The 21,893-nt window shown below is 69.6% G+C and carries 19 protein-coding genes; 8 read left to right on the forward strand and 11 right to left on the reverse strand.

Going from position 1 to position 21,893, the window contains the following annotated elements; genetic code table 11:
* Positions 1–15 precede the first annotated feature (15 nt).
* Positions 16–1,287 carry an efflux RND transporter periplasmic adaptor subunit gene (locus tag AC099J_RS26690; protein WP_479618327.1) on the reverse strand — a complete coding sequence of 424 codons (1,272 nt, stop codon included), beginning with the start codon at positions 1,285–1,287 and terminating at the stop codon, positions 16–18.
* Positions 1,288–1,598: 311 nt separating this feature from the next.
* Here AC099J_RS26690 and AC099J_RS26695 point away from each other — a divergent pair, with 311 nt between their 5' ends.
* Complete coding sequence (locus AC099J_RS26695) at positions 1,599–2,297, forward strand: haloacid dehalogenase type II (RefSeq protein ID WP_479618328.1); 699 nt, start codon at positions 1,599–1,601, stop codon at positions 2,295–2,297.
* Positions 2,298–2,361: 64 nt separating this feature from the next.
* The gene (locus AC099J_RS26700) at positions 2,362–3,348 is read left to right on the forward strand and encodes an LLM class flavin-dependent oxidoreductase (RefSeq protein ID WP_479618329.1); all 987 of its coding nucleotides are present in this window, start codon (positions 2,362–2,364) and stop codon (positions 3,346–3,348) included.
* A 7-nt stretch (positions 3,349–3,355) separates the two neighbouring features.
* On the opposite strand, the gene AC099J_RS26705 is transcribed toward AC099J_RS26700, so the two are convergent.
* Complete coding sequence (locus tag AC099J_RS26705; protein WP_479618330.1) at positions 3,356–3,541, reverse strand: hypothetical protein; 186 nt, start codon at positions 3,539–3,541, stop codon at positions 3,356–3,358.
* A gap of 221 nt (positions 3,542–3,762) precedes the next feature.
* On the opposite strand from AC099J_RS26705, the gene AC099J_RS26710 reads away from it, so the two are divergent.
* Entirely contained in the window at positions 3,763–4,476 is a 714-nt protein-coding gene (locus tag AC099J_RS26710; protein WP_479618331.1) for a ProQ/FINO family protein, read from the forward strand.
* Positions 4,477–4,544: 68 nt separating this feature from the next.
* Here the strand turns inward: AC099J_RS26710 and AC099J_RS26715 are convergent, their stop codons facing one another.
* The gene (locus AC099J_RS26715) at positions 4,545–5,045 is read right to left on the reverse strand and encodes a hypothetical protein (RefSeq protein ID WP_479618332.1); all 501 of its coding nucleotides are present in this window, start codon (positions 5,043–5,045) and stop codon (positions 4,545–4,547) included.
* 159 nt (positions 5,046–5,204) lie between these two features.
* Here AC099J_RS26715 and AC099J_RS26720 point away from each other — a divergent pair, with 159 nt between their 5' ends.
* Positions 5,205–5,825: a glutathione S-transferase family protein gene (locus AC099J_RS26720; RefSeq protein ID WP_479618333.1), complete on the forward strand. Its 621-nt coding sequence runs from the start codon at positions 5,205–5,207 to the stop codon at positions 5,823–5,825.
* An 81-nt stretch (positions 5,826–5,906) separates the two neighbouring features.
* On the opposite strand, the gene AC099J_RS26725 is transcribed toward AC099J_RS26720, so the two are convergent.
* Genes AC099J_RS26725 through AC099J_RS26740 form a run of 4 tightly spaced genes read right to left on the reverse strand, consistent with a single transcriptional unit; the run spans position 5,907 to position 10,068 of the window.
* Positions 5,907–6,266, reverse strand: coding sequence for a translation initiation factor Sui1 (locus AC099J_RS26725; protein WP_479618334.1), 360 nt, complete (start codon positions 6,264–6,266; stop codon positions 5,907–5,909).
* Positions 6,263–7,438, reverse strand: coding sequence for an aminotransferase-like domain-containing protein (locus AC099J_RS26730; RefSeq protein WP_479618335.1), 1,176 nt, complete (start codon positions 7,436–7,438; stop codon positions 6,263–6,265). The genes AC099J_RS26725 and AC099J_RS26730 overlap by 4 nt, the downstream gene beginning before the upstream one ends.
* Before the next feature lie 23 nt (positions 7,439–7,461).
* Positions 7,462–9,072, reverse strand: a complete 1,611-nt coding sequence (locus AC099J_RS26735; RefSeq protein ID WP_479618336.1) for a gamma-glutamyltransferase family protein — start codon at positions 9,070–9,072, stop codon at positions 7,462–7,464.
* A gap of 24 nt (positions 9,073–9,096) precedes the next feature.
* A complete protein-coding gene (locus AC099J_RS26740) occupies positions 9,097–10,068 on the reverse strand; it encodes a Bug family tripartite tricarboxylate transporter substrate binding protein (RefSeq protein WP_479618337.1) in 972 nt (323 codons plus the stop codon).
* 103 nt (positions 10,069–10,171) lie between these two features.
* Between AC099J_RS26740 and nth the strand changes: the two genes are divergently transcribed.
* Positions 10,172–10,876, forward strand: a complete 705-nt coding sequence (nth, locus tag AC099J_RS26745; protein WP_479618338.1) for an endonuclease III — start codon at positions 10,172–10,174, stop codon at positions 10,874–10,876.
* Here the strand turns inward: nth and AC099J_RS26750 are convergent.
* Positions 10,783–12,969, reverse strand: a complete 2,187-nt coding sequence (locus AC099J_RS26750; protein WP_479618339.1) for a sensor domain-containing protein — start codon at positions 12,967–12,969, stop codon at positions 10,783–10,785. The genes nth and AC099J_RS26750 overlap by 94 nt on opposite strands.
* Before the next feature lie 20 nt (positions 12,970–12,989).
* On the reverse strand, positions 12,990–14,045 hold the full coding sequence (cobT, locus tag AC099J_RS26755) for a nicotinate-nucleotide--dimethylbenzimidazole phosphoribosyltransferase (protein WP_479618378.1): 1,056 nt from the start codon (positions 14,043–14,045) through the stop codon (positions 12,990–12,992).
* Positions 14,046–14,296: 251 nt separating this feature from the next.
* On the opposite strand from cobT, the gene AC099J_RS26760 reads away from it, so the two are divergent.
* Genes AC099J_RS26760 through AC099J_RS26770 form a run of 3 tightly spaced genes read left to right on the forward strand, consistent with a single transcriptional unit; the run spans position 14,297 to position 17,118 of the window.
* On the forward strand, positions 14,297–15,502 hold the full coding sequence (locus AC099J_RS26760; protein WP_479618340.1) for a DUF3182 family protein: 1,206 nt from the start codon (positions 14,297–14,299) through the stop codon (positions 15,500–15,502).
* Positions 15,486–16,349, forward strand: a complete 864-nt coding sequence (locus AC099J_RS26765) for an alpha/beta hydrolase family protein (protein ID WP_479618341.1) — start codon at positions 15,486–15,488, stop codon at positions 16,347–16,349. The genes AC099J_RS26760 and AC099J_RS26765 overlap by 17 nt, the downstream gene beginning before the upstream one ends.
* 46 nt (positions 16,350–16,395) lie before the next feature.
* Positions 16,396–17,118: an aldolase gene (locus AC099J_RS26770; protein ID WP_479618342.1), complete on the forward strand. Its 723-nt coding sequence runs from the start codon at positions 16,396–16,398 to the stop codon at positions 17,116–17,118.
* A gap of 22 nt (positions 17,119–17,140) precedes the next feature.
* Here AC099J_RS26770 and AC099J_RS26775 read toward each other — a convergent pair whose 3' ends face one another.
* Both AC099J_RS26775 and AC099J_RS26780 read right to left on the reverse strand, forming a co-directional pair.
* Positions 17,141–20,197, reverse strand: a complete 3,057-nt coding sequence (locus tag AC099J_RS26775) for a response regulator (RefSeq protein ID WP_479618343.1) — start codon at positions 20,195–20,197, stop codon at positions 17,141–17,143.
* A 187-nt stretch (positions 20,198–20,384) separates the two neighbouring features.
* Positions 20,385–21,872, reverse strand: a complete 1,488-nt coding sequence (locus AC099J_RS26780) for a cobyric acid synthase (protein WP_479618344.1) — start codon at positions 21,870–21,872, stop codon at positions 20,385–20,387.
* Positions 21,873–21,893: the final 21 nt, after the last annotated feature.

Raw genomic sequence — 21,893 nt, forward strand, 5'->3', positions numbered from 1 at the left:
AAGTTCCTCGTGCGCTCAGCGCACCAGCTTGGCTGGGGCCAAGGGCGCCGCGCTGGCGACCGATCCGGGGCCGGGGCCGTTGGCCTTGCCGTTCGCTGGCGCGGGCGCCCCGCGTTCAACCTTCGGGGCCACCTCGGTGGCTCGGACCAGATCGCCCACGCGCGCACGCTGCGAACCTTCGACCAACACGCGGTCACCGGCCTGGAGCCCGTCCAGCACCTGCCAGCGGTTGCCGACCGCACGGCCGATCACCACGGCGCGCTTGACCAGCTTCTCCTGCTCGCCCACCACCACGGCAGACGCACTGCCGTCCGGCGCGCGCGTCACGCCTTGCTGCGGCACCAGCAGGGCGTCTTCGGCCACGCCCTCCTGCAGCACCGCGCGCACATACATGCCGGGCATCAGCAGACGGTCGGGATTGGGCACCACGGCGCGCAGCGTCACGCTGCCGGTGCCCGGGTCCACCGTCACGCCGCTGAAGGTCAGGCGCCCGGGCTGCGGGTAGACGCTGCCGTCTTCCAGCAGCAAGCGGATAGGTGCTTCGTCGGACTTCCCTCGCGTCAGCCGACCGCTGGCCAGCTCACGCTTCAAGCGCAGCAACTCGGCGCTGGATTGGGTCACATGCACGTTGAGCGGGTCGAGCTGCTGGATGGTCGTCAGCGGCGTGGCCTGGTCGGCTGTGACCAGCGCGCCGGCCGTCACGCTGGACAGCTCGATCCAGCCGCTGATCGGCGCCGTGATGCGGGTGCGGCCCAGGTTGATGCGGGCCGTCTGCTCGGCTGCGCGGGCAACGGCGAGTTCGGCCTCGGCCTGCAGGGCACTGGCCTGGGTCTGCTCGTTCACCTGCTGGCTGATGGCGTCGATCTTGACCAATTCGGCATTGCGCCGGGCCACGCTGCGGGCGGTGGCCAGCATGGTCTCGGCCTTGCGAACGTTGGCCTGTGCGCTGGCAGCGCTTGCCTGGAAGCTGGCCGGGTCGAGCTGGTAGAGCACCTGGCCGGCTTTGACCATCGAGCCTTCGGTGAACAGCCGCTTTTGCACGATGCCGCCGACCTGGGGCCGGATCTGCGCGGCCACGGGCGCGACGGTGCGGCCGGCCAGCTCGGTCGTGAACGGCAGTCGCTCGGTCTTGAGCGTGACCACGCCGACTTCCTTGGCCTGCGGGGGCGCCGCTTTGGCAGCGGCTCCTTTGTCCGGGTCCGCCCGCGAGCAACCCGCTGCCGCCAGCACGATCAGGAGGGAAGCCAGCAGGCCGCTGGTGTGCACAGAGCGTGGAATGGTCGACATGGATCGTGGTATGGGCCGCAGTGAGACGACGGTTGTCCGGAAGCCGGAGTATTGGACGGCAACAAAAGCAAGCGGTGGACCAGGCGCAACGCGACGAGTTCCGCCCGGCGCGCACCGAGCGCCGGCTTTGCCATCCAGACACAATGACCTGCCCGAAAGTGTCAGGCAAGCGCTATGTCAATCAGGCATTTCCAAGGACACCGAACGATACACTTTTTAGACATGTTCACTGTTGCGGCAAGGTAAAGCACCTTGGCGCGCACCCCCTTACCCGCCGGCGACGCTTTTTGCCGCATGCATCAGGAGACCCCATGCCCGACCGTCCCGACATCCTGGCCTTCGACACCTTCGGCACGGTGGTCGACTGGCACGGCAGCATCGCGCGGGAGGTGCAGGCGCTGCGCCCCGGCATCGACGGCGGCGCCTTTGCGCTGGCCTGGCGCGCCGGCTACGTGCCCGCGATGCGGCGCGTGGCCTCGGGCGAGTTGGGCTGGACGCTGATCGACGATCTGCACCGGCTGATCCTGGACGAGATCCTGCCCGGCTTCGGCCTGGCCGACATGCCCGAAGACGAGCGCCAGCACCTGAACAAAGCCTGGCACCGGCTGGACCCATGGCCGGATGTGGCCGAGGGTCTGGCGCGGCTGAAGCGCCGGTTCACGATCTGCACGCTGTCCAACGGCAACATCGGCCTGCTCACGAACATGGCCAAGCGCGCCGGCCTGCCATGGGACTGCATTCTCTCGGCCGAGGTGTTCCGCGCCTACAAGCCCGACCCGGCCACCTACCTGGGCGTGGCGCGGGTGTTCGATGTGCCGCCGCAGCAGGTCATGCTGGTGGCCGCGCACCACAGCGACCTGGCCGGCGCCCGCGCCTGCGGGCTGCAGACGGCCTACGTCGAGCGGCCGCTCGAATTCGGCGCGGCGCAGCCCAAGGACGTCTCGCCGCAGCCGGACAACACCTGGCACGCCCACGACTTCGTGCACCTGGCCGACCTGCTGGGCGCTTGAGAGTTTAGGAGGCTCTGAAGCCACCACGCCAGCACCGCCATCGAGGCGCGGCTAGGATCGCTGCATGACTGCTCTTTCCGTCCTCGACCTCTGCCCGATTGCCGAAGGCGGCAATGCCGCCCAATCGTTCCACAACAGCCGCGACCTGGCCCAGCATGCCGAACGATGGGACTACCAGCGCTTCTGGCTGGCCGAGCACCACGGCATGCCCGGCATCGCCAGCGCGGCCACCTCGGTCGTCATTGGCCACGTGGCGGCGGGCACCAGCACCATCCGCGTGGGGGCCGGCGGCATCATGCTGCCCAACCACTCACCACTGGTGATCGCCGAGCAGTTCGGCACGCTGGAATCGCTGTTCCCCGGCCGCATCGATTTGGGCCTGGGCCGCGCGCCGGGCTCCGACCAGGCCACGGCCCGCGCCCTGCGGCGCGACAACTTCGAGTCGCCCGACCAGTTCCCGCAGGACGTGGTGGAGCTGATGCATCTGCTCTCTCCGGCCGCTGCCAACAGCCGCATCCAGGCCGTGCCTGGCACCGGGCTGCAGGTGCCGATCTGGATTCTGGGCTCCAGCCTGTTCGGTGCCCAGCTGGCCGCTGAACTGGGGCTACCTTATGCCTTCGCCTCGCACTTTGCGCCGGCCGCGATGATGGACGCCATCGCCATCTACCGCGCACGCTTCAAGCCGTCGGCCCAGCTGGCCAAGCCGCATGTGATGCTGGGCTTCAACGTGTTCGCCGCCGATACCGACGAAGAGGGCCGCTACCTGGCGACCTCGATGCAGCAGGCCTTCGTCAACCTGCGCAGCGGTCGGCCGTCGAGGCTGCAGCCGCCGCGAGAAGGCTATGAAGAAAGCTTGACGCCGCCCGAGCGCGCCATCCTGGCGCAGACGCTTACCTGCGTGGCCATGGGCTCGCCCGACAAGGTCAAGCGCGAGGTCGATGCCTTCATCGCCCGGACCGGCGCGGACGAGCTCATGATCGCCTCGCAGATCCACGCGCACCCGGCGCGCCTGCGCTCCTACGAGATCCTGGCGCAGGTGATGGGCCGCTGAGGCTTGCTCACCATTCGCCTACGGCGCGCACGCGCTGGTCCAGCTCCAGCAGATCCCAATCGCGCGGCAGCACCAACGGCGCCTCCCAGGCCGGGGTTGGCGTGGCGTTTGTGTCGAGCCACGGTGCCACGGGCGGCTTGTCGCCCAAAGGCGGCGGCGGCGAGGCGGACGGCTGGTTCAACGGGCGGGGCATGGAGCGTCTCCTGAGCGGGCTGAGGCAGTGTAGGCACGCACCCGTGCACCACGCGCCATGCATGGTGAGCGGCATCCTGCAAGTGGTGGAAGAACCGCACCCACCACGCCGGCCCGCAGACCGCGCAGCCGCCCCTTTCTACAATGCGCGGTTTTCGATCGGCATGGTCGCGCGACCATGTCGGCTCCGCGAGCGCCCAGCGCCATCAGAAGGTACCTCCAGTGAACGCTGACCTCCCCTCTACTCCCCCGCAGACCACCGCGAACCCGCCGCGTCAGAACCGCCCGCGTCGCGACGCCCGGCCGCAGGGCAACCGCCCGGCCCGCACTGCCCGCCCCGTGCACCCGGTGCTCGAGCAACTCGCCACATTGCACCCACAGCTGTTTGGCGCGCGGTTCCTCCCGCTCAAGCTGGGTACCTTTCAAGACTTGATGGACAGGCACCCCGGTGTGTTCGAGCCCGCAGGGCTCAAAGAGGCGCTGGGCCTGCACACGCGTTCCACGCGCTACCTGGACAGCATCGCGCGCGGTCTGCAGCGCCACGACCTGGATGGCCAGCCGGTGGGCGACCTGGCGTTGGACCATGTGCACCACGCGGTGGTGGAACTCTCCCGCCGCCAACTGGCACGTGGCAAAGAGGAAGCCGAGCCAGCCATGCGCGCCCGCATCCGGGCGCTGGTTGCAGCCAGCGGACTTGACCGTGCCGGCTACGCGGCGGCAGCGAAGGTGAATGTGGAGACGCTGCACGCGTTGCTCGACCTGGCGGATCTGGACCAGGCCGCCGACATCGCGCGTCGCGAAGCGCTGATGCGCGCCTACGAGGCCAGCGGCGCCACGCCCCAGGCGTTTGCCGAGACGTATGGAATGGATCCTGCCGTGGTGGCCGCGACGTTGGCCGAGGCGCAGACGGACCGGCGACTCAAAGCGGCGCGCTGATCGCGCCCGGCAGGCGCCAAGCAAAAAGGGGCCAACCGGCCCCCTCTGTTCAAGTGTCTAGCGCTGGCTTACTGAGGGCGCGGCACGATGAGAACAGGATTGGCCGTCTTCGGCTCGATCGTGACCGAGGTTTCGCCGGGCGGCACCACCACGGTCTCGACCTCGCGAATCACCCCGCCACCGGCCACGCTGCCGCTGGTGCTGCCGTAGCCCAGCACCCGGGCGGTACAGGCGGCGTGTTCTTCACCGGCCAACGCTTCGCAACGCTGCAGCGCATTGGCGGCCAGTGCCGGCTTGCGCTGCGTGGCGAGCTCGCCCTTGCGCTTCTCGGCCGCTGCGTTCTCGGCCTCCTTCAGGCATGTGTCTTTTGCCTGCTGGGTGGCGCCGCTCATGCAGGCTGCGCGTTCACGCGCATAGTTGCCGGAATTGTCGATGCCGGTATCGTTGGGCGCCGAAATCTGCGCCGTCGCGGCGCCCATGGCCAGCGCGCAGACCACGCCAAAGGAAACGAGCGCCGTGCGTGTGCTGTTGCTGTGCGTGCGTTCTGGTGATGGGCTGCGGTGCGTCATGGTCGTCCTCGGGGCGGGTTCAAGATGCGCTCAGTCTAGGCACCCGCCCTGCGCCCGCGCGCCGGACACCGCGCCAACCCCCCGCGTCGCCGCAGGCGCACAAGTCTGTAGGACAAACCGCAGCCCCTACACTGCCGCGACTTCAACACCGGAGACCCCATGCTGACGCTCTACTACGCCCCGCATACCTGCGCCCTCGCCTCGCACATCGCCCTGGCCGAGGCCGGTGCGCCCTACCGCACCGTGCGGCTGAGCTTCGCCAAGGGCGAGCAGCGCGAGCCGGCGTACCTGGAGATCAACCCCAAGGGCCGGGTGCCGGCATTGGCCACCGAGCGCGGCATATTGACCGAGACGCCGGCCATCCTGACCTACATCGCGCAGCGCTACGCAGACCGCGCATTGGCCCCGCTGGAGGATGCGTTTGCGCTGGCCGAGATGCAGGCGTTCAACAGCTACCTGTGCGCAACCGTGCATGTGAACCACGCCCACCGGCTGCGTGGCTCGCGCTGGTCGGACGACCCGGCGGCCCACCAGTCGATGCAGGCCAAGGTGGCCCCCAACATGCGCGAATGTTTCGAGCTGATCGAGTCGCGCATGTTCAAAGGCCCCTGGGTGATGGGCGAGGCGTATTCGGTGGCCGATGCCTACCTCTACACCATCTCCAGCTGGCTGGAAGGCGACGGCGTGCCGCTGGCCGGCCTGCCCACGACGCTGGCCCACCGCCAGCGCATGGAGCAGCGCCCGGCGGTGCAGCAGGCGCTGGCCGAAGCAGCCGCCTGAAGGCGCCCTGCCCGCATTCGTGCGTCGCGCCGGCGCGCGCTACTCGGGTACCTGGCGTACCCGCGTGCCCGAATGCGTGCCTTACCCGCCGGCCCGCTTGACGGTGAAGCCCTGCTTGCGCAGCGCCTCCATCACCAGGGTGCAGTGGTCGCCCTGGACCTCGATCACACCGTCTTTCACCGTGCCGCCGGACCCGCAAGCGGTCTTGAGCTGCTTGCCCAGCACCGCCAGCGCGGCGGCGTCGGCCGGTACGCCCTTCACCACCGTCACGCCCTTGCCCTTGCGGCCTTTGGTGTCCAGCGACACGCGCACGATGCCGTCGCCCTGGGGCGGCGCTGCCTGCTGGCAAGTGCACTGCGCCACGGGCTGCCGGCAGGCCGGGCACATGCGGCCCGCCTCGGTTGAATAGACCAGGCCGCCCCGTGCGGCCGCTGGCCTCACAGCGCGCGGCCCAGCCGGCCGATGCCTTCCTCGATCTTGGCCACGTCGGCCGTGGCAAAGCTCAGGCGCAAGGTCGAGCGGTCGGGCGTGTTGGCGTAGAACGGCGCACCCGGCACGAAGGCCACCAGCTGCTCGATGGCGCGCTGGGCGAACGCGGCGGCATCGCGCCCGCCACTGAGCCGCGCCCAGAAGAACATGCCGCCCCGCGGTGCGTCAAAGCCGATGGCGTCGCCCAGTTCGCGCTGCAGGCTCTCGGCCATGACGCGGGCGCGCTCGGCGTAGACCTTGCGCACCTGGGCCAGCGTGCCGTCCAGGCGGTTCAGCGTCAGGTAGTGGGCAGCCGTGGCCTGTGTCAGGTTGGAGGTGTGGGCATCGCTGAACTGCTTGCACATGGTGGCGTTGGCCAGCAGCGCCGGCGGCGCGATGAGCCAGCCCACGCGCAGCCCGGGCGACAGGATCTTGCTCATCGAGCCGCAGTGCGCCAGCCAGTCGCGGCTGCCCGGTACCTGGGCCGACAGCGCCAGCATCGACGGCGGTGGCGGCGTGCCGAAATACAGCTCGCCATACGGATCGTCTTCGACCACCAGGGTCTTGGTGCGCGCGGCGATTTCGAGGATGCGCTTGCGCCGCTCCAGGCTCAGCGTGGCGCCGCTGGGGTTGCCGAAGGTCGGGATCAGGTAGACGAGCTTGGGCTTGTGCTGCTCGATCAGTTGCTCCAGCACGTCGACCTGCACACCGTCGGCGTCGATCGGCGCGGTCACCAGATCGGCGCCGTACAGGCGAAAGCACTGGATGGTCGCAAGGAAGGTCGGCGCCTCCACGATGACCTTGTCGCCCGGCGAGATCATGGTCTTGCCGATCAGATCCAGCGCCTGCTGGCTGCCGGTGGTGACGATCAACCCCTCGGGCGCGACGGTCACGCCCTTGTTCGCCATGAACGTGCTGAGCTGCTCGCGCAGCGGGCCGTAGCCTTCGGTGGCGCCGTATTGCAGCACCGGGCCGGGCGTGTCGCGCAGCACGGCGGCTGTGGCTTCACGGATGCCCTCGACATCGAACAGCGTCGGGTCAGGGAAGCCACCGGCAAAGCTGATGATGCCCGGCTTTCCCAGCAGCTTGAACAGCTCGCGGATGGCCGAGGCTTCGACGTTTTTCAGGCGGTCGGCAAATTGCATGGCGTGCTCTCTTTCGCAGGTTCTCAGAAGCCGGCAGCCAGCCCGTCACGGCGTGCGTCGCTGGCCACCACGTAGCCCTCGACCTTCGGATCGCCGGCGCGCCAGATGAACTGGCCGGCGCCGAAGTCCTGGTAGGAATCATTGATCACATCGAGCTGGTGGCCACGCGCCTTCAAGCCCTCGATGGTCGCCGCATTCATGGCCGCTTCGACGTTGAGTTCCAGCCCGGCGTTGAAGCGCCAGCGCGGTGCGTCGCAGGCAGCCTGGGGGTTCTGGCCGTAGTCCAGCATGCGCACCAGGGTCTGCATGTGGCCTTGCGGCTGCATGTTGCCGCCCATGACGCCAAAGCTCATGACCGGCTGGCCGTCCTTCGTGAGGAACGCCGGGATGATGGTGTGGAACGGCCGCTTGCCGGGCGCCACCTGGTTCGGCCCGGGTTGCAGGGAAAAGCCGTGGCCGCGGTTCTGCAAACTGATGCCAAACGTGGGTTCGACCACGCCGGAGCCAAAGCCCATGTAGTTGCTCTGGATGAAGCTGACCATCATGCCGTTCTCATCGGCAGCCGTCAGGTAGATGGTGCCGCCCTTGACCGGGTTGCCGGCCTTGAAGTCCTGCGCGCGCCCCATGTCGATGAGCTTGGCGCGCGAGGCCAGGTAGCCATCGTCCAGCATCTGCGCGGCGGTGACTTCCATGCTGCGGCCCTCGGCCACGTAGCGGTAGGTGTCTGCGAAGGCCAGCTTCATGGCCTCGATCTGCACGTGCTGCGAATCGACACCATCGACCGCCATGCCGGCGATGTCGAACTGCTCCACGATGCCCAGCGCGATCAACGCGGCGATGCCTTGCCCGTTCGGCGGAATCTCGTGCAGCGTGTGGCCGCGGTAGTTGCGCTGGATCGGCGTGACCCACTCGGGCTTGTAGGCCGCGAAGTCGCTGGCCTTCAGGCTGCCGCCGTGCGCGTTGGAGAACTGCTCGACGGCCGCCGCGATCTCGCCGTTGTAGAAGGCCGCGCCCTTGCTCAGCGCGATGGCGCGCAGCGCGCGCGCGGCCGCCTTGAACTGGAACAGCTCGCCCACACGCGGCGCCCGGCCCCAGGGCAGAAAGCCCTCGCTGAAGCCGGGCTGCACGCGCAGCTCTTCGGTGGCCGCCTCCCACTTCTGCTGCACCACCACGGGCATCAGGTAGCCGCGCTCGGCGATCTCGATGGCCGGCTCCAGCAGATCGGCGAACGGCAGCTTGCCGAAGCGCTCGCTCATCGTCACCCAGGCGCTGACGGCACCCGGCACGGTGACGGAATCGAAGCCGCGCTTGGGCGGGGTGGCGGCGTTGGCGCCGTACTTGCGGCTGAAATAGTCGGGCGTCCAGGCGGCCGGCGCGCTGCCCGAGGCGTTGAGGCCATGCAGTTCCTTGCCGTCCCACAGGATGCAGAAGGCGTCGCTGCCCAGGCCATTGCTGACCGGCTCGACGATGGTCATCGCGGCGGCCGCGGCGATGGCCGCATCGACGGCGTTGCCGCCCTTCCAGAGCATGCGCAGGCCGGCCTGCGCGGCCAGCGGGTGCGAGGTGCTGCAGACATTGCGCGCGAACACCGGCGTGCGCACGGACGTGTAGGGATTGGAGAAGTCGAAGTGCATGGGGTGTCCGGTTGAAGGGTTGATTCAGTTCAGGGTGATCTTGCGTTCGACCACGATGGTCTTCCACTTGGCAAGGTCGGCTGCGACCGTGCGCGCAAACTGCTCCGGCGTGCCGCCCACGGGCTCGATGCCTAAGCGGGCCAGCCGCTCGCGGGCGTCCGCATCGGCCAGCGCCTGGTTGGCCGCGTCGTTGATCCGCGCCACCAGCTCTGCGGGCAAGGACTTGGGGCCGTAGAGGCCGAACCAGGTGTTCGACTCGTAGCCGGGCAAGGTCTCGGCGATGGGGGGCAGTTCAGGCGCCAGCGGCGTGCGCTGCAGCGAGGTCACGCCCAGCGCGCGCAGGCGTCCGTCGCGCACATGCGGCAGCCCCGTCGGAAGCGAATCGAAGATCACATCGAGCTGGCCGGACACCAGATCCGGAATGGCCAGCGCCGTGCCCTTGTAGGGGATGTGCAGCAGGAACAAGCCTGCCTGCGCCTTAAACAGCTCGGCTGTCAGGTGGACGATGGTGCCGTTGCCACTGGAGCCGTAGTTCAGCTTGCCGGGGTTCTGCCGCGCATGCGCAATCCATTCCTTGACGTTTTTGGCCGGCGAACTGTTGGGCACCAGCATGATGCTGGGCGCGTTGCCGACGTGGGCGATGGGCGTGAAATCACGCACCGTGTCGTAGGGCAGGCGCGGGTTCAGTACCGGCCCGACCGAGTGCGTGCTGGTCGTGGCCAGGAGCAAGGTGTACCCATCGGGCGCCGCCTTGGCGACGAGGTCGGAGCCGATGGTGCCGCCGGCTCCGGGCTTGTTGTCCACGACGACCGTCTGGCCCAATCGTTCGCCCAGCTTGGTCGACAGCACGCGCGCGAACAGATCGGTCGCGCCGCCAGCGGGAAACGGCACCACCAGGCGCACCGGCTTGTTCGGATAGGTAGACGCGGTCTGCGCCCAGGCAGGCGCGCAGCCCAGGGTCGCGAGCGCCAACAGCAGAGACAGGAGGTTTTTCATGGTGTGCGGCAACGTCAACGGCACCGGTCCGCGCCGCGCGGCAGACCTTCAATCCCGATGCGTCGGACGATTGTAGGACCGCCGTTTCCGTAGACTCCCGGCGATGGACGCCCACGACATCGACGCATTTTTTTCCACCTTGCAGGCGGCCAACCCCCATCCCGTGACGGAGCTCGAATACACCAGCGTGTTCGAGCTGCTGGCCGCCGTGCTGCTGTCGGCGCAGGCCACCGACGTCAGCGTCAACAAGGCCACGCGCCGGTTGTTCCCGGTGGCCAACACGCCGGCGAAGATCCTGGCGCTGGGGCTGGACGGGCTGGAGCAGCACATCCGCACCATCGGCCTGTACCGCAGCAAGGCACGCCACCTGCTGGGCGCCTGTCAGATCCTGGTGGCGCAGCACGGCGGCCGGGTGCCGCGCACGCGCGAGGCGCTGCAAGCCCTGCCCGGTGTGGGCCGCAAGACGGCCAACGTGGTGCTGAACGTGGCCTTCGGCGAGCCGACCATGGCGGTGGACACGCATATTTTCCGCGTCGGCAACCGCACGGGCCTGGCGCCCGGCAAGACGCCGGACAAGGTGGAGCAAGGCTTGCTGGCCCGCGTGCCGGCGCGCTATCTGGTGGACGCCCACCACTGGCTGATCCTGCACGGGCGCTACGTGTGCCAGGCGCGCAAGCCCCAGTGCTGGCACTGCGCCGTGGCGCCGTGGTGCGACTATGAGCCCAAGACCACGTTGCCGAGCGCGGCCGGCCCGGCCAGCACCCAGGACGACAACGCCTCGGCATCCATGGGCCGGCCGAACAGGTAGCCCTGCACGATCGCGTTGCCGCGCTCGGCCAGCAGCAGCGCCTGCGCTTCGGTTTCGACGCCCTCGGCCACCACCGTCAGGTTCAGGCTGTCGCCGATGCGCAAGATGGTCGTGGTCAGCGCGCGCGCGGCTGCACTGTCGGCCAGGTCGCGCACGAAGCTCTGGTCGAGCTTGAGCTCGTGGATCGGCAGCCGATGCAAATAACTGAGGCTGGAATAGCCGGTGCCGAAGTCGTCCAGCGACAGGTGCACGCCCAGCTCACGCAGCGCCTCCAGTGTGGCCAGCACGTCGGGGGTGGCGTCCAGCAGCACGCTTTCGGTCATCTCCAGCGTCAGCATCTCGGCGGCCAGACCATGCGCAGTCAGCAAGCCGCGCACCAGCGTGACCAGGTCCAGATTCTGGAAATTGCGCGTCGACAGGTTGACGGCCACGCGCCCCACCGGCACGCCGGCTGTGCGCCAGGCGGCCATCTGGCGGCAGGCTTCCGTCAAGGCCCAGCGGCCGAGTTGGTCGATCAGCCCGGCCTCCTCGGCCAAGGGGATGAAGCGGCCCGGCGGGATCTCGCCCAGCGTCGGGTGCTGCCACCGGGCCAGCGCCTCCAGCCCGTACAGGCGGCCTGAGCGGCGGTCGATCTGCGGCTGGTAGTGCAGGCGCAGGCCACCGTCGCGCAGGTCGTGGCGCAGCGCAGCCTCCAGGGCCACACGCTCGCGGGTGCGCTGCTGCATGTCCTCGTTGAAGAAGCGCGCGCCATCGTGCAGGCCCTCGCGCTTGGCCTGCACCATGGCCATGCCGGCGTGGTGCAGCAAGGTGTCGATGTCGGTGCCGTCGTCCGGGAACATGGCCACGCCGATGCGGGCTCCCGGGGTCAGCGTGGTGCCCTGCAGCTGCAGCGGCTGGCCGATGGCGGCCAGCAGGCGTTCGGCCGCCGTCGCGGCCTGCTGCACCGGGCAGGACGGCAGGATCACCGCGAACTCATCGCCGTCGAGCCGGCCCGTCAGGTCGATGCTGCGCACGCTGTGCGTCAGGCGCTCGGCGATCTCGCGCAGCATAGTGTCGCCGGCCGCATGGCCCAGCGATTCGTTGACCTGCTTGAAGCGGTGCAGGTCGATGCACAGCACGGCCATCGAACCGGGGCCACCGCTCAGCTCGGAGATCACCTGCACGGCACGCGTCTTGAGGGCAAAGCGGTTGGCCAGGCCCGTCAGCATGTCGAACGTGGCCAGCTGCTCCAGCCGCGCCTTGGCGCGTTCACGTTCCAGCGCCAGCGCGCACAGCCGCACGCAGATGCCGCTCAGCTGGCGGTGAAACCCGCTGGGCCCGGCCGGATCGCGCAGGTACATCGCAAAGGCGCCCAGCAGGCTGCCGTCGCTGGCCAGGATCGGGCTGGACCAGCAGGCCACCAGGCCCAACGGCAGCACCAGGTGGCGGTGGGCGTCCCACAGCGGGTCGGTGGCGATGTCGGAGGCCTGCGTGCGCTGGCTGCGCCACGGGTCGTCGCCACTCTCGCCGATCGGCCAGCCGTCCAGCGCATGGCCGAGCGAGGCCGGCAGGCTGGGCCCGGCCAGCGGGTGCAGCCGGCCTTGATCGTCGATCTCGAGCACGGCGCACAGCACGTCGGGCGCGATGCGCTCGACCTCTTCGCAGACCAGGCGCATCAACTCGGCCACCGGCGCCTCGCGCACCATGGCGTCCAGCGCACGGTGCTGCAGCACCTCATGGATCTTGGTGAGCGTGATGTCGGAGATCACGGCAAACACACAGGTCACGGCGCCGGCCTGGTCGCGCACGACATTGGTGACGATGGCGGCCCACAGCGGTTGGCCGGACTTCGCATAGAGCAGCAGCTCCATGCGGTAGCTGTCCGGGTGGTCCAGGTCGCGCACCTCGGCCAGCGACGCCATGTCAGTGGAGGGGCCGGCCAGCAGCTCCATCGGGCGGCGGCCGTGCAGCTCGTCCAGCGTGTAGCCGAGCAGGCGCGTGAACCCCGGGTTCAGATAGGAGACCCGAACATCGGGGCCGCACACCACGATCGCGTTGTCCGTCGCGTCCACGACCAGCGCGGCGAGGTCAGGCAGGTGCAGGTCAGCATTCATGGCGGGTGCACCGTCACGCGTCACGGCCGTCTCGGTGCCGCGCCGAGCGCACCGGACACCTGGGCACTGTCGAAACTGGCCATCTCGCACAGCAGCAGGCAGGCGGACTGCAGCAGCGGCCAGGCCAGCGCGGCGCCCGAGCCTTCGCCCAGCCGCAGGCCGAGGTCGAGCAGCGGGCGCACGCCCAGATGGGCCAGCGCCACGCCGTGGCCGCGTTCGGCGGACTGGTGCGAGAACACGCAGTAGCCGATGACGGCCGGCGCCAGCGCCTGGGCCACCAGCACGGCGGCAGTGGTGATGTAGCCGTCGACGACGATGACGCGCCGCTCGCGCGCGGCCTGCAGCACCGCGCCCACCAGCGTGGCGATCTCCAGCCCGCCCAGGGCGGCCAGCGCCTGCAGCGGCGTGTGGGCCTGGTCGTGGCGCAGCAGCACCGTCTGCAGCACAGACAGCTTGTGCGCCAGTGCCGCGCCGGACACGCCGGTGCCGCTGCCGGTGCAGTTGGCAATGTCCGAGCCGGTCAGCCGCGCCGTCAGCAGCGCCGCCGCCGAGCTGTTGCCGATGCCCATCTCGCCCAGCAGCAGGGCGTTGCCGGGCAGGTCGCGCACCATCTCCATGCCGTTGCCGATGGCCTCTTCGCACTGCGCCGGGGTCATGGCCGGGCCACGCGAGGCGTCGGCCGTGCCACGGGCGACTTTGCACACCCGCAGGCCGGGCCGGCCTGCAGCCGGCGCAGCGGCCAGGAAGTCATGGTCCACACCGCAGTCGACTACCGTCAACGCAATGCCGTGCTGGCGGGCCAGCACACTGACAGCGGCGCCACCGGCCAGGAAGTTCTCGACCATCTGCCATGTCACGTCGCGCGGGTAGGCCGACACGCCCTGCTCCGCCAGCCCGTGGTCGGCAGCGCACACCAGCATCTGGGGCGCCAGCAGCACGGGCGCCGGCGTGCCGAGCACCAGGCCCAGCTGCAACGCCAGGGCCTCGATGCGACCGAGCGAGCCTTTGGGCTTGGTTTTGCCGTCCAGAGACTGGCGCAGGTGCAGGGCGAGCGCAGCGTCTCCCACGGTCGCGATGGCGGGGAGACGCAGGCTGAGGGGGGGAAGATCGAAAGCGGACACTGCCAATATTGTCGCCGGTGGCCAACCCGCCCGCGCACCGCTTGACCATGGATCCTGGTGGACACGCCGGTGGCGGCGCATCGTTGTAGGCCCAGGCTGACCCCGGCATCGGCGCTTGTACGACCGCCGACCTGGCGCCCTGCGTCGACAGTCGGGCCATCGCCCATTGCCCATCGCCCCCCCCCATCGTTCGACGAGGTGCCCGCATGACGCTTGCTCTCCATCCCGCCGCCTCGGTGGCAGCCCTTGCCCAGACCACGCTGCTGGCCATGGACGCGCGCCATGCCCCCGTGGGCGACCGGCCGGCCACTGGCACAGTCATGGCTTACACCCAGGGCCTGCGCGGGTACGCGAGCGAGCATGAGCAGATGACGCGCATGGAGGTGGTGCGGCGCCTGGCCGGCCTCAAGGGCTACGCGGTGTCGGAAGAACATGCCCAGCCGCCAGTGAGCGGCCCGGTCTACCTGGTGCCCAGTGACACATTGGTCGGCCTGGACCGCGCCCAGGCCCTCGCCATCCGCAGCCGGGACGACTTTTTCGGCGGCGTCGTGCCCTACCCCTTCGTCTCGACCAAGGCCATCACCCATGCGCTGGTCGCGCCGGACTCCGCAGCGCCCGAGGGTTGGAACCCCGAGTTCGCGCGCACCGTGACCGACGCGGTACTGCCGGGCGCCACCGCCTTCAGCCGCGAGGACGCGCGCCGCGCTGCCGACCTGTTGTTGCCCGGCGGCCCGCTGCGCGTGAAGATCGTGCGCGAGACCGGTGGCAACGGGCAGTTCGTCGCGCCGGACATGGCAGCGTTCGAAGCGTGCCTGGCCGGATTCGACGATGCCATGCTGGCGCGCGACGGCGTGGTGGTGGAGCGCAACCTGCGCGATGTGTCCACGCTGAGCGTCGGCCAGGTGCACGTGGCGGGCATCGTCGCCACCTACTACGGTCGCCAGCGCCTGACCCCCAACCACCTGGGTGCCGAGGTGTACGGCGGCTCGGACCTGACAGTGGTGCGAGGCGACTTCCACGCGCTGCTGGCGCTGGACCTTCCGCGCGAAGTGCGCATCGCCGTCGAACAGGCGCTGCTGTACGACAGCGCCGCCACCGCCTGCTATCCCGGGTTTTTCGCCTCGCGCATCAATTACGACGTCGTCCAGGGCCACGACGGCGCTGGCCAATGGTGCTCCGGCGTGCTGGAACAATCGTGGCGCGCAGGCGGCGCCACCGGTGCGGAGATCGCCGCGCTGGAGGCGTTCCAGGCCGACCCGGGCCGGCACGTGGCCCGGGCCAGCGGCTACGAGGTGTTCGGCCCGAGCGCGGAACCGCCGCCGGGCGCGACCCTGTATTTCAGGGGGGTGGATGATGCGGTCGGCATGCTGACCAAGTACACCGTCCTGCACCACGATGACCACGCGACATAACACCATCCACATTCCGGTCGGCGACCGCAGCATCGCCGGCACCCTGGTCGGCCCGAACACCTTGATGCCCGGCGTCATGCTGGTCCATGGCTGGGACGGCAGCCAGGCGCAGTACATCGCGCGCGCACACGAAATCGCCGCACTGGGCTGCATCTGCCTGACCTTCGACCTGCGCGGCCACGCCAAGGACCATGCGGCGCGCGACGCCGTCACGCGCGAGGACAACCTGGCCGACATGCTGGCTGCCTACGACGTGCTGGTCGGCCACCCGTCAGTGGACGGGCGCAGCGTGGCGGTGGCCGGCAGCAGCTACGGCGGCTATCTGGCTGCCGTGCTGAGCACCCTGCGCCCGGTGCGCTGGCTGAGCCTGCGAGCGCCTGCGCTGTACAAGGACGCCGATTGGCTGGTGCCCAAGCGCGCGCTGAACCGCGAAGAGCTGATGGCCTACCGTCATTCCAGAATCGAGCCGGCCAGCAACCGCGCGTTGGCCGCCAGCGCAGCATTTCAGGGCGACGTGCTGATCGTCGAATCCGAGCACGACGCTACCGTGCCGCACCCGGTCATCAAGAACTATCTGGACGCTTTCCAGCAGGCGCATTCGATGACCTACCGCGTCATCAAGGGCGCCGACCACAGCCTGTCGCTCAAGGCGTGGAGCCAGGCCTACACCGGCCTGCTGGTGAAATGGGTGACCGAGATGGTGGACGGCGCCAAGGAGGAAGCCGCGGCGACCCGGACGGCCCAGGTGGCCCGCGTGCCCCCCAAGGAGCGCACCGGCGCGCGGCCGGTGCTCGGCGCCGGCGGCAAGGTGCTGGCCAGCGGGGCCGACTCGGCCGCCATCGCCTGAGAGCGAGGGGCAGAACGCGCTACCCTCGGCGCCAGGAGGCCCCCCCATGACCCACGAACTCAGCTACCACTCCCCCGCCGTCGCCCAGTTGCGCGACGACCTCGCCCTGGCCCTGCGCGCCGCCGCCCGCCACGGGCTGGCCGAAGGCGTCTGCAACCATTTCAGTGTCGAACTGCCCGATGGCAGCGCCCGCTTCCTGCTGAATCCGCGCGGGCTGATGTGGAGCGAGGTGCAGGCCGACGACATCGTGCTGGTCGACACCCATGGCGCCAAGCTGGCCGGACGCCACGAGGTCGAACCCACGGCCATGTTCATCCACGCGGCCATCCACCGTCTGGCGGGCAAGGCCTGCGTGCTGCACACCCACATGCCCTACGCCACGGCGCTGACGCTGACGACCGACCGCGCCCTAGACACCGCGCTCTCGCAGAACGCCATGCGCTTTCACGGCCGGGTCGCGGTCGACGCGCGCTACAACGGCCTGGCGCTCGATGCCTCGGAGGGCGAACGCATCGCCTGCGCGATGGAGGGCGCCGACGTGGTCTTCCTCGGCAACCATGGGGTGGTGGTCTGCGGCGCACGCGTGGACCATGCCTACGACGATCTGTACTACCTGGAGCGGGCCTGCATGGTCCAGGTGCTGGCCCAATCCACCGGCCGGGCGCTGCAGCCGGTGGACCCGGCGCTGGCTGCGCGCGTGTGCGCCCAGACCCTGGGCGAGCGGCTGCAGTCGGAACTGTTCTTCACGGCGCTGCGGCGCACCTTGTGATCGGCGCTGCGTCGGCAGCCGCTCAGCGCATCGTGTCGGCCGCCAGCACCCCGGTCCAACGGTCCAGCGCGGCCAGTGCCTCATCGAAGCGGAAGGCTTCGACGGCCTGCACGATCGATTCCACCGTCGCTTCGGCGGTGGTGCCGCGCGTGGCATCGCGCAACGCCGCAGCCTGAGCCACGGAGTCCGGGTCCGAATCCAACAACAGCGTACGCAGCTTGCGCGCCATCTGGTCGCGCCGCGCGCGCGCGCTGGCGTCGTCCGCAGCAGGCGCAAGCGTGGCCGGGCGCGACACCGGGGCCTGGTTGGCCAGGCCGGCGAGCACCGGGGCCAGCGCCCGCTCGACCGCTGCGGCCAGCGCCAGTTGCTGGGAGCGCGGGCGGCCCTGGTCGCAGGCCAACTCCAGGTTGGTGGCAGCCTGCCAGACGGCGTTGGCGCCGATGGTGCCGGAGGTGCCGCGCAGCGTGTGCGCCAGGCGCGCCGCCAGCGTGAGGTCGCTGCGCTCCAACGCGGCCAGGAAGCTGGGGCCGAAGTCGCGATGCGCCACGGCGAACTGGTCCAGCAGGCGGCGGTACAGATCGGCGTTGTTGCGGGTGCGCCGCAAGCCGGCGGCCACGTCGATGCCGGGCAGTGCCTGCACGGCATCGGCGCCGGCGCTCGCAACGGCGCTGTCTGGTGCCGGCACAAACGGCGACCGGTCTGGCGCTGCGGATGCAGCAGCCTTCGGCTTGATCCACCGCGCCATGGTGGCGAACATTTCCTCCACGTCGATGGGCTTGGAGATGTGGTCGTTCATGCCGGCGGCCAGCACGCGCTCGCGGTCGCCGGCCATGGCGTTGGCCGTCATGGCCAGCACGGGCAGCTGGGCCAGGCGCGGGTTCGCGCGGATGGCGCGCGTGGCCTCGAAACCGTCCATCACCGGCATCTGGCAATCCATCAGCACGCCGTCGAAGAAGGCGCCGCTGTCCAGGATGTCCAGGGCCTCGCGCCCGTGCTGGGCCACCACCAGGCGGATGCCGGCGTTCTCCAGCAGGTCCAGCGCCAGCTCCTGGTTCAGCGCGTTGTCCTCCACCAGCAGCACCCGCGCGCCGGCCAGACTGCGCACGGCCTTGCTGCCCAGGGCCGGGCGGTCTGCCTCCAGCGTGGTGCCGGCCAGGTTGGGGGCCAGCACTTCGCCAATGGTCTCCAGCAGCGTCGAAGGGGTCACCGGCTTGGTCAGCACCGCCTGCAGCACCACACCGGCCGCGCTGGCCGATTCCATGACGTCTTCACGCGCGTAGGCGGTCACCATGATGCTGGCGTGCCCGTGTGCGACGCGCTGCTCCTGCAGCTGGCGCAGGGCCTCGACACCGCTGATGCCCGGCATCTTCCAGTCCACCAACAGCAGCTCGTAGGGCAGGCCCAGCCGGGTCGCCTCGTTGGCCATGCGCACGGCGGCCTCGCCGCTTTCGGCCAGCGCCACGTTCAACCCCATCTCCGTGGCCAGTGCCGCGGTGATGTCGCGCGCGATGGCGTTGTCGTCCACCACCAGCGCCCGCATGCCCTGCAGCTGGCCGGCGTGCGGCATGCGCTGCGCCTCCAGTGGTGCGGCGACGCCTTCCTGCAGGCCCAGCGGGACGGTGAACTGAAAGCACGAGCCCCGGCCGGGCGTGCTGTCAACGCTGATGCGGCCTGACATCAGGCCCACCAGGTGGCGGCAGATGGCCAGGCCCAGCCCGGTGCCGCCGTACTTGCGCGAGGTCGACGTGTCCGCCTGCGTGAAGGCCAGGAACACGTTGGCGCACTGCTCGGCCGTCATGCCGATGCCGGTGTCCTGCACGCGGAACTGCAGCTCCACGCGGTTGCCCAGGCGCGACAGCTGGCGCACGCCCACGGTGATTTCGCCGCGCTCGGTGAACTTGACGGCGTTGTTCGCCAGGTTCAGCAGCACCTGGCACAGCCGCATCGGGTCGCCGACCAGCGACGTCGGCACGTCGCGTGGTAGATCGAACACCAGCTCCAGCCCCTTTTCGTCCGCCTTGATGCTGGTCTGGTTGGCCAGGTCGTCCAGCACCTGGTCCAGCTGAAACGGCACCAGCTCGATGGCCAGCTTGCCGGCCTCGATCTTCGAGAAATCCAGGATGTCGTTGATGATGCCCAGAAGGCCGCGGGCGGCGCGGTTCACCTTGTCGATGTAGTTGCGCTGGCGCGGGTCCAGGTTGGTCTTCAGCGCCAACGCCGACATGCCGATGATGGCGTTCATCGGCGTGCGGATCTCATGGCTCATGTTGGCCAGGAAATCGCTCTTGGCGCGGGCGGCGGTTTCGGCCTGGTCCTTGGCGGCGCGCAGGTCGCGCATCAGCTGTGAGTTCTGCTCGCCCAGCCGCGCATCCATCACGGTCAACAAGATCGTGAAGCCCAGCACCATGAAGGCCAGCACGCTGACGATGGCGGCCAGGCCCTGGGGCGGCAGGCTCCACGGCCCCGGCACGCTGACGCAGTTGTCGGCAAATCGAGCCGCCGCCATGCCGGTGTAGTGCATCGCCGCCACGGTGCTGCCCATCACCAGCGCGGCCAGCCAGCGCATCGGCTCGGACGCTTGCCGCCGTGCATGGCGAAACGCCAGCCACACGCCGGCAGTGGCAAATGCCACCGCGACCACGACCGACAGCAGCACCAGGCGCCAGTCATGGCCCAGCGGCGGGCTCAGCTCGATCGCCGCCATGCCGGCGTAGTGCATCGCGCCGATGCCCGCGCCCATCACCACCGATGCGGCCAGCACATGGCCGGCGTGCGGCGCCGCGTACCGGCGGATCATGCCCAGCAGCACGCCCGAAGCCAGCACCGCAGGCAGCATGGACGCCAGCGTCCAGTCGATGCTGTAGCTCAGCGAAATCGGCAGGCGCAAGGCCAGCATGCCGACGAAGTGCATGGCCCAGATGCCAAAGCCCATGGCCAACGCACCGCCAGCCAGCCAGGCGCGCCAGGAACGTCCCTCGTTGGCCACCAGGCGCGCTCCCAGGCCGAGCGTGGCGTAGGCGGCGACGACGGCAATCAAGATCGACAACACCACGAGCCAGGGGCTATAGCTGCTCGCCACGTCAGTCCTTTGGTTCCACGCGCCCCCGACCTGGAGCGCTGACGCTGGCCACACCCGATGGGTTCAGCTCGCGTCACAAAAGTGTACGGTCATTCAAACAATTTGGTGTACAACTATTGAGCACCGCAGCGCACTTTGTGACCGGGCATCACGCGGGTCAGCGGTGCCGCCAACGCAGGTCGCTCGCTCAGTGCGAGGGCGTGCTGTCGAGCAGGCGCTCGAGCGCTCCCGGCGTGAAAGCCGCCTCGACAAAATCCGCCAGGCCATCGAACACGGCGTCCCACGATGGGGCGCCGGCGCCGAACAGCGCCTGCAGTATCCCGGCGTCCTCGAACAAGCCATGCACATACAGGCCCATCACATGGCCGGCGCCGTTGCGCCAGCCCAGGCCATCAGGTAGCACAGGGTGCACCAGGTCGCCTGCCGCCTGCATGGCGGGGTGTGGGGCCGTCACGCCGTGGTGAATCTCATAGCCCTGCACCGGCAGGTTGGACAGTGCCTGCCAGGGCCCCGCGATCTCGGCGAAGCGGGTGCTGCAGGCGCGCACTGCCTTGTCCTGCGCGAACACGGTGACCAGCGGCAACAGGCCCAGGCCCGGTGCATTGCCGTCGATGCCGTGCGGGTCGACCAGCGCCTCGCCCAGCATCTGCAACCCGCCGCAGATGCCCAGCACCATGCCGCCCTGCCTGGCATGCGCGGCGACGGCGGCGTCCAGCCCCTGGGCGCGCAGCCAGGCCAGGTCGGAGCTGGTGTGCTTGGAGCCGGGCAACACCACCCAGTCAGCGCCGTGCAGGTCCGCCGGCCGCCGGGCCCAGCGCAGTTGCAGGCCCGGCACATGGCACAGCGGCTGAAATTCATCCAGATTGCTGATACGCGGGTACGCCACGACGGCGACGGTGCGGGTCACGGCGCCGGCCTGCGCGGCGATGTGGGCCATGTCGTGCATGCCGTCCTCTTCGGGCAGCCCGTGGCCGCGCCACATCGGCAGTGTGGCCAGCGTCGGCACGCCGGTCAGTTCCTGCAGCATCTGCGGCGCCGGGGCCAGCAGGGCCGCATCGCCTCGGAACTTGTTCAGCACGAAGCCGCGGATCATGGCGCGCTCGTCGGCCGGCAACAGCGCCCAGGTGCCGTACAGGTGGGCGAAAGCGCCGCCGCGGTCGATGTCGGTCACCAGCAGGCACTGTGCACCGGCATGGCGCGCCACGCGCATGTTGACGATGTCGCTGGCGTGCAGGTTGATCTCGGCGGGCGAGCCGGCGCCCTCGATCACGACGACGTCGTTCTCGGCGCGCAGCGCGTCCAGCGCCCGGGCGATCACCGGCCAGACATGGGCGCTGCGCGCACGCCATGGCATCTGCGTCAACGCCTCGTCGACCTGGCCCAGCAGCACAACCTGGCTGTGCGTGTCACGCTCGGGCTTGAGCAGCAGCGGGTTCATGCGCACTTCGGGCACGGCATGGGCGGCCAGTGCCTGGAAATACTGCGCGCTGCCGATCTCGCCACCGGCCACCACGCGGGCGTTGTTGCTCATGTTCTGCGCCTTGAAGGGCGCCACCTTCAGCCCCTGACGCGCATAGTGGCGGCACAGGGCCGTCGTCAGCCAGCTCTTGCCGGCGCCGCTGGTGGTGCCCAGCACCATGACGCAGCGGGCCATGCGGGCGGTTGGTGGATTCATGCGCCGGATTCTCGCCGCCGC

It is taken from the genome of Rhodoferax sp. RT4P68, from assembly GCF_056521305.1.

Excerpts from the sequence above, each read along its gene's own strand:
- AC099J_RS26690 (WP_479618327.1), bottom strand. The coding sequence starts at position 1,287 with ATGTCGACCATTCCACGCTCTGTGCACACCAGCGGCCTGCTGGCTTCC.
- AC099J_RS26695 (WP_479618328.1), top strand. The coding sequence starts at position 1,599 with ATGCCCGACCGTCCCGACATCCTGGCCTTCGACACCTTCGGCACGGTG.
- AC099J_RS26700 (WP_479618329.1), top strand. The coding sequence starts at position 2,362 with ATGACTGCTCTTTCCGTCCTCGACCTCTGCCCGATTGCCGAAGGCGGC.
- AC099J_RS26705 (WP_479618330.1), bottom strand. The coding sequence starts at position 3,541 with ATGCCCCGCCCGTTGAACCAGCCGTCCGCCTCGCCGCCGCCGCCTTTG.
- AC099J_RS26715 (WP_479618332.1), bottom strand. The coding sequence starts at position 5,045 with ATGACGCACCGCAGCCCATCACCAGAACGCACGCACAGCAACAGCACA.
- AC099J_RS26720 (WP_479618333.1), top strand. The coding sequence starts at position 5,205 with ATGCTGACGCTCTACTACGCCCCGCATACCTGCGCCCTCGCCTCGCAC.
- AC099J_RS26730 (WP_479618335.1), bottom strand. The coding sequence starts at position 7,438 with ATGCAATTTGCCGACCGCCTGAAAAACGTCGAAGCCTCGGCCATCCGC.
- AC099J_RS26735 (WP_479618336.1), bottom strand. The coding sequence starts at position 9,072 with ATGCACTTCGACTTCTCCAATCCCTACACGTCCGTGCGCACGCCGGTG.
- AC099J_RS26740 (WP_479618337.1), bottom strand. The coding sequence starts at position 10,068 with ATGAAAAACCTCCTGTCTCTGCTGTTGGCGCTCGCGACCCTGGGCTGC.
- nth (WP_479618338.1), top strand. The coding sequence starts at position 10,172 with ATGGACGCCCACGACATCGACGCATTTTTTTCCACCTTGCAGGCGGCC.
- AC099J_RS26750 (WP_479618339.1), bottom strand. The coding sequence starts at position 12,969 with ATGAATGCTGACCTGCACCTGCCTGACCTCGCCGCGCTGGTCGTGGAC.
- AC099J_RS26760 (WP_479618340.1), top strand. The coding sequence starts at position 14,297 with ATGACGCTTGCTCTCCATCCCGCCGCCTCGGTGGCAGCCCTTGCCCAG.
- AC099J_RS26765 (WP_479618341.1), top strand. The coding sequence starts at position 15,486 with ATGACCACGCGACATAACACCATCCACATTCCGGTCGGCGACCGCAGC.
- AC099J_RS26770 (WP_479618342.1), top strand. The coding sequence starts at position 16,396 with ATGACCCACGAACTCAGCTACCACTCCCCCGCCGTCGCCCAGTTGCGC.
- AC099J_RS26780 (WP_479618344.1), bottom strand. The coding sequence starts at position 21,872 with ATGAATCCACCAACCGCCCGCATGGCCCGCTGCGTCATGGTGCTGGGC.